General features: G+C 62.4%; 13 protein-coding genes. 12 read left to right on the top strand and 1 reads right to left on the bottom strand.

The annotated features are described in order from the left end of the window. The first annotated feature begins 107 nt into the window (after nucleotides 1–107). Together tmpA and tmpB are read left to right on the top strand one after the other, a co-directional pair. Nucleotides 108–1259: a 2-trimethylaminoethylphosphonate dioxygenase gene (tmpA, locus tag AC1D05_RS07330; RefSeq protein WP_477439570.1), complete on the top strand. Its 1152-nt coding sequence runs from the start codon at nucleotides 108–110 to the stop codon at nucleotides 1257–1259. Next, complete coding sequence (gene tmpB / locus AC1D05_RS07325; protein WP_477439568.1) at nucleotides 1256–1840, top strand: (R)-1-hydroxy-2-trimethylaminoethylphosphonate oxygenase; 585 nt, start codon at nucleotides 1256–1258, stop codon at nucleotides 1838–1840. Before tmpA ends, tmpB begins: the two co-directional genes overlap by 4 nt. Before the next feature lie 279 nt (nucleotides 1841–2119). Here the strand turns inward: tmpB and AC1D05_RS07320 are convergent, their stop codons facing one another. Then, a complete protein-coding gene (locus AC1D05_RS07320) occupies nucleotides 2120–3922 on the bottom strand; it encodes an NAD(P)-binding domain-containing protein (protein ID WP_477439566.1) in 1803 nt (600 codons plus the stop codon). 510 nt (nucleotides 3923–4432) lie between these two features. Between AC1D05_RS07320 and AC1D05_RS07315 the strand changes: the two genes are divergently transcribed. From AC1D05_RS07315 to AC1D05_RS07270, 10 genes are all read left to right on the top strand, one after another. Beyond that, nucleotides 4433–6214 carry an acetolactate synthase 3 large subunit gene (locus tag AC1D05_RS07315; protein ID WP_475450183.1) on the top strand — a complete coding sequence of 594 codons (1782 nt, stop codon included), beginning with the start codon at nucleotides 4433–4435 and terminating at the stop codon, nucleotides 6212–6214. Between the two features lie 83 nt (nucleotides 6215–6297). After that, nucleotides 6298–6870, top strand: coding sequence for an acetolactate synthase small subunit (ilvN, locus tag AC1D05_RS07310; RefSeq protein ID WP_027044849.1), 573 nt, complete (start codon nucleotides 6298–6300; stop codon nucleotides 6868–6870). A 122-nt stretch (nucleotides 6871–6992) separates the two neighbouring features. After that, nucleotides 6993–7589 (top strand): LysE family translocator, encoded by a 597-nt coding sequence (locus tag AC1D05_RS07305; RefSeq protein ID WP_477439564.1) that lies wholly within the window; start codon nucleotides 6993–6995, stop codon nucleotides 7587–7589. A 187-nt stretch (nucleotides 7590–7776) separates the two neighbouring features. After that, on the top strand, nucleotides 7777–8247 hold the full coding sequence (locus AC1D05_RS07300; protein WP_477439562.1) for a nucleoside deaminase: 471 nt from the start codon (nucleotides 7777–7779) through the stop codon (nucleotides 8245–8247). A gap of 218 nt (nucleotides 8248–8465) precedes the next feature. Further along, complete coding sequence (locus AC1D05_RS07295) at nucleotides 8466–9728, top strand: efflux RND transporter periplasmic adaptor subunit (protein ID WP_477439560.1); 1263 nt, start codon at nucleotides 8466–8468, stop codon at nucleotides 9726–9728. After that, entirely contained in the window at nucleotides 9725–12889 is a 3165-nt protein-coding gene (locus AC1D05_RS07290; RefSeq protein WP_477439558.1) for an efflux RND transporter permease subunit, read from the top strand. Before AC1D05_RS07295 ends, AC1D05_RS07290 begins: the two co-directional genes overlap by 4 nt. A gap of 79 nt (nucleotides 12890–12968) precedes the next feature. Then, nucleotides 12969–13586: a nitrile hydratase subunit alpha gene (nthA, locus tag AC1D05_RS07285; RefSeq protein ID WP_477439556.1), complete on the top strand. Its 618-nt coding sequence runs from the start codon at nucleotides 12969–12971 to the stop codon at nucleotides 13584–13586. Continuing rightward, nucleotides 13583–14242, top strand: a complete 660-nt coding sequence (gene nthB / locus AC1D05_RS07280) for a nitrile hydratase subunit beta (RefSeq protein ID WP_477439554.1) — start codon at nucleotides 13583–13585, stop codon at nucleotides 14240–14242. Before nthA ends, nthB begins: the two co-directional genes overlap by 4 nt. Then, a complete protein-coding gene (locus tag AC1D05_RS07275; protein WP_477439552.1) occupies nucleotides 14229–14588 on the top strand; it encodes a nitrile hydratase accessory protein in 360 nt (119 codons plus the stop codon). Before nthB ends, AC1D05_RS07275 begins: the two co-directional genes overlap by 14 nt. A gap of 142 nt (nucleotides 14589–14730) precedes the next feature. Beyond that, nucleotides 14731–15858, top strand: coding sequence for an ATP-dependent DNA helicase (locus AC1D05_RS07270; protein ID WP_477439550.1), 1128 nt, complete (start codon nucleotides 14731–14733; stop codon nucleotides 15856–15858). Nucleotide 15859: the final 1 nt, after the last annotated feature.

Raw genomic sequence — 15859 nt, 5'->3', positions numbered from 1 at the left:
ATTGGCCAAAAAATGATAATTTGAGTTATGCCTTTCGCACGGCCAACATGCAATCGAAACCCTGCGGATCGGGCCGTGGGGTGCAACGGACAGGAACGGCATCTCCCATGCTCACCCACGCGCTGGTTGGCGACGAAGGCAAAACAATCGAACTTGGCTGGGAGGACGGGAGGCGCACCCGCTTTCACGCCATGTGGCTGCGCGACAACGCGCTGGACGACAAGACGCGCAGCGCCGGCAACGGCCAGCGGCTCATCACCATCCTCGACATTCCGGCCGAGACAAGGATTGGCGCGGCAGCGATCAAGGGTGGCGCGCTGGAGGTCAGCTTCGTGCCGGAAGGAAAGACCGTCAGCTTTCCCGCGCAATGGCTGAACGCCAACGCCTATGATCGCGACGAACGCCGCCAGCCCGGCTGGACAGGCGATATCATTCAGCGCTGGACCAAGGCGACGATGCAGAATTCGGTGCCGCGCGCCCGATACGCGGCAGCCTTTCACAGCCGCAGCGTCCTGCGCGAATGGCTTTCGGCGGTGAGGACCTACGGCTTTGCGGTGATGGACGGCCTGCCGGCCGAATCCGGTTCGCTGTGCAAGGTCTCCGATCTGTTCGGCTATATCAGGGAGACCAATTACGGGCGCTGGTTCGAAGTGCGCGCCGAGGTCAATCCGAACAATCTCGCCTACACCAATCTCGGCCTCCAGGCGCATACCGACAATCCCTATCGCGATCCGGTGCCGACGCTGCAGATCCTGTCCTGCATCGAGAATACGGTGGAGGGCGGCGAATCGAGCGTCGTCGACGGTTTTGCCGTCGCGGCCGCGCTGCAGGCTGAAAACCCCGAAGGCTTCCGGCTGTTGAGTTCCTGTCCGGCACGCTTCGAATATGCAGGCTCCTCGGGTGTGCGGCTGCAGGCGAAGCGGCCGATGATCGAACTCGGGCCGGATGGCGAGCTGATCTGCATCCGCTTCAACAACCGCTCGCTTGCGCCTGTCGTCGGCGTGCCGTTCGCCGACATGGATGCCTATTATGGCGCCTATCGCCGGTTCGCCCAGCTGATCGAGGATCCCTCTTTCGAAGTGACGTTCAAACTGGAAGCTGGGCAGGCCTTCATCGTCGACAACACGCGCGTCATGCATGCCCGCAAGGCGTTTTCGGGCACCGGCAAGCGCTGGCTGCAAGGCTGCTACGCCGACAAGGACGGCCTGTTGTCGACGCTTGCCGCGATCGAGCACAGCTTCAAGGAGGCCGCGGAATGAGCGGCCAGGATTTGAACGCGGACACCATCGTCGAGTTTATCGCCGACATCTTTGAACGCCGGGGTGCCGAATCCTATCTCGGCGAACCTGTCACCATGTCGGAGCACATGCTGCAGGGCGCCTGGTTTGCCGAGCAGGACGGCGCGCCGGAAGCGCTGGTGGCAGCGGCACTGCTGCATGACATCGGCCACTACACCAGCGAGTTCGGCACCTATTCGCCCGAGGATGTCGAGGACAAGCATCACGACGAGGCCGGCGGCGAGGTGCTGGCGCCGTTCTTTCCGCCTGTCATCGTCGAATGCGTGAGGCTGCACGTCGCGGCAAAGCGCTATCTCTGCGCCACCGACCCGACCTATTTCGGCAGGCTTTCGCAGGCGTCTGTCCATACGCTGTCGCTGCAGGGCGGGCCGATGAACGCCGAGGAGGTGGCCGAGTTCCGCAAGAATCCTTTCCATGAGGAGGCGGTGCGGGTTCGCAGGTGGGACGAAGCCGGCAAGATCGCCAACATGAAGACGCGGACGTTTCGCGATTATGTGCCGTTGCTGCAGCGCGTCGTGCGCGATTTTGCCAATCGCATCTGACGGCGGTTCATCACCAGGAGGGGACAGCCATGTGTTTCTGCTTCGATGGTGAAGGTGCGGTCAGGTCGCACAGGCCAGACAACTGTCGGGAACGTGCCGCAGGCGCTCCTGAGGGGCTGCGGGCGCCTGTTGGCGAGACGCTCCTCTTGGAGAGATGGGGCGTCTCGACGTGGCCGGTAAGTCCGAACCGGTCGAGCCTCGCACTTGAGCAACTAACGACGGTGTAGCTTTGGTGCGGCATTCGCCGTACCAAAGCTGGTTGTTCCTTGTTCGGTCTCGCTATCCCTTGTGGTGCACCTTCTGCAGCCCGTAGACCGGCGTCGCCAACCCTGCCTGTCTGGCCTTCAATTGCAGCGCCAGGAACTGCGAATAATGGCGCGACTGATGCAGATTGCCGCCATGGAACCACAACGCTTCCTGCTGCGTCGGCTTCCACATGTTGCGCAACTCGCCTTCCCAGGGGCCGGGATCCTTGGTGGTGTTGGAGCCGAGGCCCCAGCATTTGCCGACCTTGTCGGCGGTTTCGCGAGAGATCAGATCGGCGGCCCAGCCGTTCATCGAGCCGTAGCCGGTGGCGTAGACGATGAGGTCCGCGGGCAGTTCCGATCCGTCACTGAGCAGAACCGAATGCTGCCTGATCTCTTCGACGTCGACGCCGCTCTTCAGCTTGATCGAACCATCGATGATCAATTGGGAGGCGCCGACATCGATATAATAGCCGGAGCCGCGCCTGAGGTACTTCATGAACAGGCCGGACTCGTCGTCGCCCCAGTCGAGCATGAAACCGGCCTTTTCCAGTCCCTTATAGAACGCCGCGTCGCGTTTCTTCATCTCGGCATAGGCCGGGATCTGGAATTCGTGCAGGATCTTGTAGGGCAGGGACGCAAAGATCAGATCGGCCTTTGCCGTGGTGATGCCGTTCTGCACTGCCTGCTCCGAGTAGAGCGAACCCAGCCCGATTTCCATCAACGTGTCGGATCTGGAGATATGGGTGCTCGAGCGCTGCACCATGGTGACGTCGGCACCGGCTTCCCATAGTGCGGCTGCGATGTCGTGGGCGGAATTGTTGGAGCCGATGATAACGGCCTTTTTGCCGGCATAGGCGTCGGGGCCGGGGTGCTTCGAGGAGTGGTGCTGGTCACCCTTAAAGTTTTCCATGCCCTTGAATTTTGGCAGATTGGCCTTGCCGGACTGTCCCGTCGCCAGCACCAATTGCTTGGGCTTCAAGGTGATGTCCCTGCCGTCGCGGTGGACGACGACGGTCCATTCCTTCTTCTTGTCGTCATAGGAAGCGCTCTTGGCCTCGGTCGAGGACCAGTAGTTCAGCTCCATCACCTTGGTGTACATTTCCAGCCAGTCGCCGATCTTGTCCTTGGGCGAGAAGACCGGCCAGTTCTTCGGGAAATCGATATAGGGCAGATGGTCGTACCAGACCGGATCGTGCAGGCAGAGCGACTTGTAGCGCTTGCGCCAGCTGTCGCCGGCCCGCTCGTTCTTCTCGACGATGATGGTCGGCACACCGAGCTGCCGCAGCCTTGCGCCGAGCGCAATACCGCCCTGGCCGCCGCCGATGATGAGCGTATAGGGCTGCGTCTTGAAGCCGAGTTCGGCGGCTTCCTTCTCGCGCTCTTCCTTCCATGTCGGACGGTTCTTGCCCGAGCCATGCTTGGCACCCATCGGCCGCGCGAAGCCGGCCTTCTCCTCATGACCTTTCAATTCGGCCATGGTGGTCAGCAGCGTCCAGATCTTGCCGTCCTTCAGCCTGACATGGCCAAAGCCGCGCGCCAATTCGGTCTCGAAACTGATCCAGCCCTCGATCAGCCCGCCGCTCTCGGTCGCGTCCTCACCCTTGGCGAGCGTCCAGTGTGACGGCTTTGTCCTCGCCAACTGGCTTTTCAGCATGTCGCGGACCTGGTCCTTGCCTTCCATGGTCTTGATGTTCCAGGTGAAGGTGACGAGGTCGCGCCAGTAGCAGTCGTCCTGGAAACAACCGACCGCCTTCTCGATGTCATTGGCGGCCAGGGCGGCGCCGAATTGGTCGAGCAGGTCGGACAGTTTCTTGTTTGGGGCCTTGTCGAGCATAAGTCTTCCTCCGTGAAATCCTGGCCGTCATGGTGGCTCCTCCCGAGCCGGACGATCAAGTATCGGCAGAGACGGCGGCCTTCGTCACGCCCCACCATAGTTTCACGTGGCTTCAAGGACTTATCCGGAAAACGCTGCGGCCTAACTGGTCGGGGAGCGCCTTGCCGAGGGCGATGGAAGGGACGTTGCGGTTTGCGCGATGGCGGCACGATGTGGCGTCGGTCGCGAAATCGTGACGGCCATCTGTCGAATTGCGAAACACCTTCATCGCCGACGCGATTTTTGCCGTTGACAGGCTGCCTTGCCCGCCCTTAGTGTCCGCGACCATGAAAAAGGCACTCATTCTCGTAGGAAGGCGCGTGGGCAAGGCGGTGTAACCGCCGGGCGAAAACCTCCCATGCGCAACACACAGGCTCCCTCGGGGGCCTTTTTTATTGCCTGAAACACGACTAAACGACCAACAACACCCAAATGGCAACGCCCAGATGGCGACAGTACGGGACCAGACCGATGAGCAACGGACAGAGTGAGCGGCGCGAAATGACGGGCGCCGAAATGGTGGTGCAGGCGCTGAAGGACAATGGCGTCAAGCATGTCTTCGGCTATCCGGGCGGCGCCGTCCTTCCGATCTACGACGAGATCTTCCAGCAGGACGAGGTCGAGCACATTCTGGTGCGCCACGAGCAGGGCGCGGGCCATGCGGCCGAGGGCTATGCGCGCTCGACCGGCAAGGCCGGCGTCATGCTGGTGACCTCCGGCCCCGGCGCCACCAATGCGGTTACGCCGCTGCAGGACGCGCTGATGGATTCGATCCCGCTGGTCTGCCTGACCGGGCAGGTGCCGACCTCGCTGATCGGTTCGGATGCCTTCCAGGAATGCGACACGGTCGGCATTACGCGCCCCTGCACCAAGCACAACTGGCTGGTGAAGGACGTCAACGAGCTCGCTGCGACCATCCACGAAGCCTTCCATGTCGCCACGACCGGCCGTCCCGGTCCGGTGGTGGTTGACATCCCGAAGGACGTGCAGTTCGCCAAGGGGTTTTATGTCCCGCCGCAGATCGCGCCGCGCACCAGCTATCAGCCCAAGGTCCAGGGTGACCTGGAGAAGATCAAGGCAGCCGTCGAGCTGATGGCCGGCGCCAAGAAGCCGATCATCTATTCGGGCGGCGGCGTGATCAATTCAGGCCCGGAAGCGAGCCATCTGCTGCGCGAACTGGTCGATCTCACTGGCTTCCCGATCACCTCGACGCTGATGGGCCTCGGCGCCTATCCGGCATCGGGCAAGAACTGGATGGGCATGCTGGGCATGCATGGCACCTATGAAGCCAACATGGCCATGCATGATTGCGACGTGATGATCTGCATCGGCGCGCGCTTCGACGACCGCATCACCGGCCGACTGACGGCGTTCTCGCCGAACTCGCGCAAGATCCACATCGATATTGATCCGTCGTCGATCAACAAGAACGTGCACACCGAAGTGCCGATCATCGGCGATGTCGGCCGCGTGCTGGAGGATATGGTGCGGCTGTGGCGCGCGAGCGCCAAGGCAGACAAGAAGGCGCTCTACCCCTGGTGGGAGCAGATCGCCAAGTGGCGCGGTCGCGATTCACTCGCCTACAAGATGAACCACGACGTGATCATGCCGCAGTATGCGATCCAGCGGCTCTACGAGCTGACCAAGGGCATGGACACCTACATCACCACCGAGGTCGGCCAGCACCAGATGTGGGCGGCGCAGCACTATCATTTCGAGAAGCCGAACCGCTGGATGACATCGGGCGGGCTGGGCACGATGGGCTACGGCCTGCCGGCGGCGCTTGGCGTGCAGATCGCGCATCCCGACGCGCTGGTCATCGACATTGCCGGCGATGCCTCGGTGCAGATGACGATGCAGGAGATGAGCGCCGCGGTGCAGCACAATGCGCCGATCAAGATCTTCATCCTCAACAACCAGTATATGGGCATGGTGCGGCAGTGGCAGCAGCTGCTGCACGGCAACCGGCTGTCGCATTCCTACACCGAAGCGATGCCGGACTTCGTCAAGCTGGCCGAGGCCTATGGCGGCCATGGCATACGCTGCGAGAAACCGGACGAGCTGGACGACGCCATCAAGGAGATGATCTCGGTCAGGAAACCGGTGCTGTTCGATTGCCGCGTGGCGAACCTCGCCAATTGCTTCCCGATGATCCCGTCGGGCAAGGCGCATAACGAGATGCTGTTGCCGGACGAGGCAACCGACGAGGCGGTGGCGAATGCCATCGACGCCAAGGGCAGGGAACTGGTGTAGCCGACAAGCCGGGGCAGGGCTGTCGCGAGAAGCCGTGCGGGAACAGAGAGTTAGATCAAGAGTTTGAAATCGAGATTCATGTCATGAACGCACAGCTACAACCGACCGGGTCGGCCTACTTCATCGCCAAGGAAACCGAGAAGCCGGAGAACCACACGCTTTCCGTGCTGGTCGACAACGAGCCGGGCGTGCTTGCCCGGGTCATCGGCCTGTTTTCCGGGCGCGGCTACAACATCGAGAGCCTGACCGTTTCCGAGACCGAGCATGAAAAGCATCTGTCGCGCATCACCATCGTGACGCGCGGCACGCCGCATGTGCTGGAGCAGATCAAGCATCAACTCGAGCGCATCGTGCCGGTGCACCGCGTGGTCGACTTGACCGTGCGCTCGCATGAATCCGGCCAGGAGCGGCCGCTGGAGCGGGAACTGGCGCTGGTCAAGGTCGCCGGCACCGGCGAAGCTCGCGTCGAGGCGCTGCGGCTGGCCGACGCGTTCCGCGCCAGCGTCATCGACGCCAACACCGAGCATTTCATCTTCGAGATCACCGGCAAGGGCACCAAGATCGACCAGTTCATCGCCATCATGAAACCGCTCGGCCTGGTCGAAATCTGCCGCACCGGCGTGGCGGCTTTGAACCGCGGCCCGCAGGCGATGTAGCTCCCATCGCATTTCAGACACCCCTGCAAGGATGACAGAGCCTGGCTCGGTCACGGGTAGGCTCTGGCCTTTGTGCGTCAACCGAAAAGAGACAATAGTGCTGACGTATCGGGGGGGATACCATGTCACTCGACGCATTCCTCGCACTGCTCGTCTATGCCTTCGTGACCTCAATCACGCCGGGGCCGAACAATCTCATGCTCTTGGCCTCCGGCGTCAATTTCGGCATTGCCAGGACTGTGCCGCATATGTTGGGCATCAGCATCGGCTTTCTCGTCTTGCTGCTCGCCGTCGGCTTCGGGCTTGGCGCGGTGCTGACGGCATTTCCGGCGCTGCACAACGCCCTCAAGATCGCCGGTGCCGCCTATCTGCTCTATCTCGCCTGGAAGATCGCGATGTCGCGCTCGTTGAGCGGCAAGGGCGCGACGGAAGCGCGGCCGATGCGCTTCATTGATGCCGCCGCATTCCAGTGGGTCAATCCGAAAGCCTGGGTGATGGCGATCACCGCCATGGCCGTCTATGCCAATGCCGAGCACCCGTTCCTGTCGGTGCTGTTGATCTCGATCGCCTTCACCATCGTCAACCTGCCGAGCGTTTCGATATGGGCGGGATTCGGCACGGCGCTGCGTGGATTCCTGTCGGATCCGGTGCGGCTGAAATGGTTCAACATCGCCATGGGCGTGCTGCTGGCGGCGACGCTTTGGCCGATGCTGCGCTAGCCTCAGGACTCATTGATTGGAGCCAGAAGCAGATCGCCGACTTGGAATCTGTTTTGCAGCCCTTGGAAATCCCTCCGCTTCAAGACAAGATCATCCAGTTCTAACTCTTTGTCTTGACGCAATTCCGGACGGAAAACCGTTTCACACTTTTCCTGGAATTGCTTCAGCCTCTTTGGGGGAGCGTCTGATGGAAAGCCACGAGCCGTTTTTACGCGAGGCGATTGCGCTCTCGAGATCCGCGGTGGAACGCGGCGACGAACCGTTTGGCTCGGTGCTGGTGAAGGACGGCGAAGTTATCCTGCGCGCCGAAAACAGCGTCTTCACCGGCCACGATATGACGAACCACGCCGAGTTGAATCTGGTTAAACTGGCGGCGCAACACTACGACACTGCTTTTCTCGCGGACTGCACACTCTACACCAGCACGGAGCCGTGCGCGATGTGCTCCGGGGCGATTTACTGGTCGGGCATCGGGCGTATGGTGTTTGCGTGCTCCGAAGCGCGGCTTGGCGAGATCGCCGGGATCGGGTTGAACGTGCCGAGCCGGGCGGTGCTGCAAACCGGCGCACGCATCGTCACTGTGGTTGGCCCGAACCTCGAAGACGAAGCCGCCGAAGTCCATCAGGAATTCTGGCCGAAGCATCTGGGCAAGGCTTAAAGCCCAGCTTTTGGAGCCTATGACGGGCTTCGACCCGCGACCATAGCTGGCTGCCTATCCATTGTGCAGTGCACATTAAATCTTCGTAATCCCGTGTTTTGGCCCTTTTCCAACAAATGCGTGTCCTATCTATTCGGCGAAATCGCGGCAATCAGCCGTGAGTTGCGCTAGAATACGACCACCTGGCTATGGCGTGTCGGACGGAGAGGCCTTTGTCGATGCGTGGAAAAGTCATTCTTTCATTGCTTGCCGTCGCCTGTGCGGGCGCGGCCTGGCTCTACCTTTCGCCCGAGACGCTGAGCAAGGTTCAGCAACTCATTGGCGTAAAGCAGGTCGCGGTATCGGACAAGGCGGCAACCGACAAGCAGGCAGCAGGAGCCAAGCAAGGGGGCGGCACTGGCGCCCGTTCGGCCTCGATCGTCTCGGCGACGGCAACTACAGCCGATTTCCCGATCCGGCGCTATGCCATCGGCTTCGTCTCCTCTCCGGCAGTGGTCAACATCAATGCGCGGGTCTCCAGCCAGATCGTGTCGATCGACGTCAAGGACGGCCAGATGGTGAAGACCGGCGATGTTCTGTTCTCGCTCGACGACCGCGCGCTGAAGGCGCAACTCGCCAAGGACCAGGCCACGCTCGCCAAGGACCAGGCGATGCTTGCCAGTTCGAATTCCGATCTCCAGCGCGCCAAGGACCTTGTCGCCAAACAGGCCGGCACGCAGCAGACCTACGACCAGGCCGTTGCCGCGCAGAAGGCGGCGGCGGCGACCGTCGATGCCGACAAGGCAACAATCGACGCCGACAATGTCCAGCTCGGTTTTGCCACCATAACGGCGCCGATTGCCGGCAGGCTGGGCGCCGTCAGTGTTGCCGTGGGTGACCTCGTCACCGTCAGCAATGGCAACAGCAGCACGGCGACCCCGCCGGTGACGATCACCCAGATGGACCCGCTGCAGGTGAACTTCAATCTGCCGGAAAGCAACCTAGCGCTGCTGCACAAGGCGCTTGCAAATCCGCAGCAAGGGGCCGTGACCTTGACCAAGGACGGCGACCCGACGCCGGTCGGCAAGGGCACGCTTGATTTCGTCGATTCCAGCGTCGACACCGCGTCCGGCACGATCGCGACACGGGCAAGCATTCCAAACAGCGATCTTTCGCTGTGGCCCGGCCAGTATGTGAATGTCATCCTTGATGCCGGCGTCATGCCGCAGATGACGTCTGTTCCGACCGTCGCGGTCCAGCCCAGCCAGAAGGGGCCGTTCGTCTATGTGGTCAAGTCCGACAACACGGTCGAGCTGCGGCCCGTGCAGGTGGCCCTGACCGAAGGCCAAAACAGCGCCATCAGCCAGGGTGTGAAGGCGGGTGAGAAAGTGGTCACGGAAGGCCAGACGAGGCTGAAGAATGGAGCCGCCGTGCACGAGGGCAACTCGACGGGCGCGCCCAAGGTGGCTCAAGCGACCAACACGGGCGAGGCGGCCCAATGATCTCCGAATTCTGCATCCGCAGGCCTGTTGCCACCCTTCTGATGTCGTTCGCCCTCGTGCTGGGCGGACTGTTTGCCTACAAGTTCCTGCCGGTGGCGGCACTGCCCAGCGCCGAATTCCCGGTGGTCAACGTCTCGGCCTCGCTACCGGGCGCCTCGCCGGAAACCATGGCGACATCGGTGGCGACGCCATTGATCAAGCAGTTCGCGACCATCGCCGGCATCGATTCTATCTCGACCACGAACTCGCTCGGCCAGACCTCGATCGCCATCCAGTTCGTGCTCAACCGCGACATCGATGCGGCTGCGGCCGACGTGCAGGCGGCGATCGCGCGCACGCAGAAATCGCTGCCGCCGCAGATGACGTCACCGCCGAGCTACCGCAAGGTCAATCCGGCCGACGCGCCGATCCTGTTGATGTCGCTGGTCAGTGACACGGTTCCGCTGACCGATCTCGATGCCTTCGCCGAAAACGTCATCTCGCCGTCGCTGTCGACGATCGATGGCGTTGCGCAGGTTTCAATCTTCGGCCAGCAGAAATATGCCGTGCGCATCCAGATTGATCCGACGGCGCTTGCGGCACGCGGCATCTCGATCGACCAGTTGCAGGCGGCGGTCTCATCGGCCAACAGCAATACGCCACTCGGTGTTCTTCAAAACAACAAGCAGCAGCTGACCATCACCGCCAACACCCAGCTGACCAACGCTGCCGGCTTCTCCAACCTCATCATCGCCACCAAGAACGGCCATCCGGTGCGGCTGGGCGAGGTGACCCGCGTCGTCGATTCGGTGCAGACCACGACAACGGCGAGCTGGTATGACGGCACGCGCGCGATCATCATGGCCGTGCAGCGCCAGCCCGACGCCAACACCGTCGACGTCGTCGACAAGGTCAAGGCGATGCTGCCGTCCTTCCAGGACCAGATGCCGGGAGACGCCCAGATCAAGCTGCTGAACGACCGTTCGACCTCCATCCGCCAGGCCGTCAACGACGTGCAGTTCACGCTGCTGTTGACCATCGCGCTGGTGGTCATGGTGATCTTCGTGTTCCTGCGCCGGGTGACGGCGACCATCATCCCGGCCGTGGCAGTGCCGATCTCGCTGATCGCCACGCTTGGCGCCATGTTCCTGTTCGGCTTTTCCATCGACAACATATCGCTGATGGGCCTGACGCTCGCCGTCGGCCTCGTCGTCGACGACGCCATCGTCATGCTCGAAAACATCTTCCGTCATATGGAGGAGGATGGGTTGTCGGCCTTCGATGCATCGCTGAAGGGCGCGCGCGAAATCGGCTTCACCATCATCTCGATCTCGATTTCGCTGGTGGCCGTGTTCATCCCCGTGCTTCTGATGGGCGGCGTCATCGGACGCATCTTCAACGAGTTCGCCGTCGTGGTGACGGTCGCCATCCTCGCCTCGATGTTCGTGTCGCTGACGCTGACGCCGATGCTGTGTTCGCGCTTGCTGTCGGTCACCAAGGCCGATCGCGACAAGCATGGCTCTGGCCACAAGCAGGATTTCGTCACACGCAGCTACGACCGGGTTCTGACATTCTGCTTGCGGCACACCTTCCTGGTGTTCCTGGTCTTTGTCGGCACCGCGGCAGCGTCGGTGTGGCTGATCGAAATCTCGCCGAAGGGCTTCTTTCCGCAGGAGGATATCAGCCAGATCTCGGTGACGACCATCGCGCGCCAGGACATTTCCTTTGACGCCATGGCCAAGTTGCAGGGGCAGGTCGCAAGCGTCTTTTCCCATTCGCCCTATGTTGCGCATGTGGCGTGGTCGGCAGGCAGCGGTAACAATGCATTGAACCAGGGCCAGCTCTATGTGCAGTTGAAGGACAAGAGCCAGCGACCCGACATCGAGAAAGTGCAGGCGGATCTGCGCAAGCAATTGGCTGGCGTGCCCGGCATCGAGACCTACATGCAGCCGGTGCAGAATTTGAGGCTCGGTTCGCGCTCGTCGGCCAGTGCCTACCAGCTCGTCGTGCAGGGCCTCGATACCGGCCTGACCGACCAATGGGCGCAGAAACTGAATGACGCGATGGCGGCCGACCATACGACCTTCACCGACGTCACCAGCGACCTGCAGAACAACGCCTTGCAGGCATCGCTGGTCATCGATCGTGACAAGGCCGCCCAGCTCGGCATCGATACCGACACGCTGCGCTCGGCCCTCTATGGCGGCTTCGGCACCGACCAGGTTTCGACGATCTTCGGTTCGGCCGACAGCTATGAAGTCATCACAGAGCTCGACCCCAAGATCGAGTGGTCGCCCGAGCGCATGCTCGCCATTCAGATGAGAACGGCGAGCGGCAGTCTGGTTCCGCTTGGCGCCTTCGCCCGGGTCGATCGCACGGCCGGCGCCCTGACGGTCAACCAGCTCGGCCAGCTTCCGGCCGTGACCATCTCCTACAATCTGCCGCAGGGCGTCGCGCTCGGCGACAGCGTGACCCGCATCAACGCGCTCAAAGAGCAGATCGGCATGCCGACTGCGATCTCGACCAGCTTTGCCGGCACGGCCAAGACCTTCCAGGATTCTCTGGCCAACCAGGGCCTGCTGGTCGGCGGCGCGATCCTGACCATCTATATCGTGCTCGGCATCCTCTACGAGAGCTTCATCCACCCGCTCACCATTCTCACCGGCCTGCCGTCGGCGGTGCTGGGCGCGGTCGTTGCCTTGCGCTTTGCCGGCATGGACCTGTCCGTCATCGCGGTGATCGGCATCCTGATGCTGATCGGCATCGTCAAGAAGAACGGCATCATGATGGTCGACGTCGCGCTCGAATTGCGACGAGAAGGCATGTCCGCCAAGGACTCCATCCACAAGGCGTGCCTGATGCGCTTCAGGCCGATCATGATGACGACGCTGGCCGCACTGATGGGTACGTTCCCGATCGCGCTCGGCACCGGCGCCAGCGCAGAACTGCGCCAGCCGCTGGGCGTGGCCGTTGTCGGCGGCCTGCTGGCCTCGCAGGCGCTGACCCTGTTCGTGACACCGGTGATCTACGTCTACATGGAGAATTTCTCGGGCTGGCTGGTCGGGCTGTGGTCGAGGGGCAAGGCCAAACCACAGATGGTCAAAGAGAGTGGCGACCAGCCTTCGCTGTTCGGCACCAATGACGACATCCCAGCTGACGCGCAAAAGACCGCCGCCGAATGACAGGCTGACACGGCAAGGATGGAAGCTGGCCCAAGCTGTCGTGCTTGCGGCCGGCAGAGCAGAGCCGTAATTTGTGGCCATGTCCCATGATCATGACCACGACAACGAACTCGATCCGTTTGCCGCCCGCGTGCGGGCGCTGGAAACCATCCTGACCCGCAAGGGATTGATCGATCCGGCGGCGATCGACGTCATCGTCGACACCTACGAGACCAAGATCGGCCCGCGCAATGGCGCCAGGGTGGTGGCCAAGGCCTGGAGCGATCCTGCCTATGCCGACTGGCTCAAGCGCGATGCGACGGCGGCGATCGAATCGCTGAGCTATACCGGCCGGCAGGGCGAGCACATGCAAGCGGTGTTCAATACGGGGGATACGCACAACCTCGTCGTCTGCACGCTGTGCTCCTGCTATCCATGGTCGGTGCTCGGCCTGCCGCCGGTCTGGTACAAGGCGCCGCCCTATCGCTCGCGCGCGGTGATCGATCCGCGCGGCGTGCTCGAGGAATTCGGGCTGACGCTGCCGGCCGCAACCAAGATACGCGTCTGGGACTCGACGGCGGAGCTGCGCTATCTCGTGGTGCCGATGCGGCCGGAGGGCACCGAAGGCTGGAGCGAGGAGCAACTGGCCGAACTGGTGAGCCGCGATGCGATGATCGGCACCGCGCTGGCCAAAGAGCCGGAGGGGGAGCCGGCATGAACGGGCCGCAGGATCTCGGCGGGCAGATGGGGTTCGGCCCGGTCGCGCCCGAACAGGACGAACCCTATTTCCACGCTGCCTGGGAAAGGCGGGCGCTCGGCGTTACGCTCTGCGCCGGCGGCATGGGAGCCTGGAACATCGACGAGAGCCGGCACGCACGGGAATCGCTGCATCCGGCAGACTATTACTCCTCCAGCTACTATCAAATCTGGATCAAGGCGCTGGAGACCTTGCTCAAGCGCCATGGTTTCGTCAGCGAACGCGATCTCGATGCGGGCGAGGCGATCGATGCGGCGGCGACCCCGAAACGGGTGCTGAAGGCGGAAAATGTCCCGGCCGTACTGGCCAAGGGTGGCCCTTGCGACCGGCCGATGGTGCAACCGGCGCGCTTCAAGGCCGGCGACGCCGTGCGGACCAGAAACTTCAATCCGACCGGCCACACCAGGCTGCCGCGCTACGCGCGCGGCAAGCGGGGCACAATCGAGGCGGTGCGCGACGGTTTCGTCTTTCCCGACAGCAACGCGCATGGACAAGGCGAAAACCCGCAATGGGTCTATACGGTGGTTTTCGAAGGCACGGAGATCTGGGGCGAGGGTGCCGATCCGACGCTGACCGTCTCGATCGATGCCTGGGAGAGCTATCTTGAGCCGGCCTGACGGGACCGCCGCCGATTTACCAGCGAGCCTCGATGCGCCTGTCTTCGCCGAGCCCTGGCAGGCCGAGGCGTTCGCCATGACCGTGGCGCTGCACGACAAGGGCCTGTTTTCGTGGGGCGAATGGGCGGATGCCCTGTCGGCAGAGGTGAAGAAGCCGGGTGCGGCAGCCGACGGTCATGACTATTACGAGCTTTGGCTGGCGGCGCTGGAAGGGCTGCTGGCATCGAAAGGATTGGCTGCCAGGTCCGATGTCGACGCGATGGCTGAAGCCTGGGAACGCGCCGCACACGCCACGCCGCACGGCAAGCCGATCCTGCTCGAGAACGATCCCCGCGCCAGCAGATGATCGCGCGTGCGGCTGGTGCTTGTTCCCTTTACGTTCTTGTTTGCGCCTGATAGCATCGTTGTTAGGGGAGTTCGCTACCGCCAGTGTCGATGGTGGTGGCGGCTGTCTTGTCTTTCCCTTGCGAATCCGGTCTGTCGCACTGATGGAATTTTCACCCCAACAGGACGAGGCGCTGCAGGCGGTTGCCCGCTGGCTGCAGGTCGGCAAGCCGCAGCTGTTCCGACTGTTCGGCTATGCCGGCACCGGCAAGACGACGCTGGCGCGCTATTTCGCCGAACATGTCGACGGTCAGGTGCAGTTCGCCGCCTTCACCGGCAAGGCAGCACAAGTGCTGCGCTCCAAGGGGGCGGTCAATGCCCGCACCATCCATTCGCTGATCTACAGGCCCAAGGGCGAGGAATCGGTTGAGAACGAGGTGACCGGCAAGACTTCGATGTCGCCGACCTTTTCGCTGAACCGGCAGAGCCCGATCTCGCGCGCCAAGCTGGTGGTCATCGACGAATGCTCCATGGTCGACGAGCAGCTTGGCCGCGACCTGATGAGTTTCGGCACGCCGATCCTGGTGCTGGGCGATCCCGGCCAGTTGCCGCCGATTTCCGGCGGCGGCTTCTTCACCGATCACGAGCCGGACTTCCTGCTCACCGAAATCCACCGGCAGGCACGTGACAATCCGATCCTGCGGCTGGCGCTCGACGTGCGCGAAGGTCGAGAATTCATGCGCGGCGACTACGGAACGGCGCAGGTGATCGGCAAGGAAGACGTCACCCAGGAACTGGTGCTGAAGGCGGACCAGGTGCTGGTCGGCACCAACCGCACGCGCCGCCGCTACAATCAGCGTCTGCGCGAACTCAAGGGCTTCAATGCCGATTATCCCCAAGCCGGCGACAAGCTGGTCTGCCTGCGCAACGATCCCGCCAAGGGGTTGCTCAACGGCTCGCTGTGGAAAGTGATGACCTCGTCGCGCGAGACGATCAAGCCTGGCATCAACCTGCTGGTGTCGCCCGAAGAGGACGATCCGGACCGCGGCGTCGCCAAGATCAAGCTGCTCAAGGCGGCGTTCGAGGATCCCGACGCCGACATCCCCTGGCAGCAGAAGAAGCGCTTTGACGATTTCGACTATGGCTATGCGCTGACCGTGCACAAAGCGCAGGGTTCACAGTGGAACGAGATCGTGCTGTTCGACGAAAGCTGGGCCTTCAAGGAAACCCGCCAGCGCTGGCTCTATACCGCGATCACGCGCGCCGCCGAGCGGCTGACCATTGTCAGATAGT

This window comes from Mesorhizobium sp. P2_E9, from assembly GCF_056403815.1.
The sequence above is the reverse complement of the archived record's forward strand: the minus strand, read 5'-3'. Positions and strand labels throughout refer to the sequence as shown.